The 311-nt window shown below is 38.9% G+C and carries 1 pseudogene; it reads right to left on the bottom strand.

The features are described 5' to 3' along the window. Positions 1 to 82: 82 nt before the first annotated feature. Positions 83 to 311: pseudogene (locus BN338_RS12710) on the bottom strand (hypothetical protein); the annotation flags it as partial.

The raw sequence follows: 311 nt of genomic DNA, 5'->3' as shown, positions 1-311 counted from the left end.
CTTTAATGATAGCATCCCCTCATATAAGAGATAGAATGCCATTGGGATTCCAATTCACGCGCTTCTTTTAAAGAAACATCTCTCAATACGTCCAAGCCCATTTCCTGATGTCAACAATGAATATAGTATAATGGTAAATCCATTGAGCACCATCATCTTTACACTTATGGCAAAGCAAGCCAGCACCATCACGCACTTTTCTAGCTCTAACATGTTGCGATGCGACACCCTTTGATCCTTGAAGCAAGTTTATAAGAGATATTTTTAGTTCTTTCTTGCGCAATTTTATTCCACGCAAGTTTCCCTGCTTA

It is taken from the genome of Bartonella queenslandensis AUST/NH15, from assembly GCF_000312585.1.
Lineage (GTDB): Bacteria > Pseudomonadota > Alphaproteobacteria > Rhizobiales > Rhizobiaceae > Bartonella > Bartonella queenslandensis_A.
This window is presented reverse-complemented; position numbering and strand designations above follow the sequence as displayed.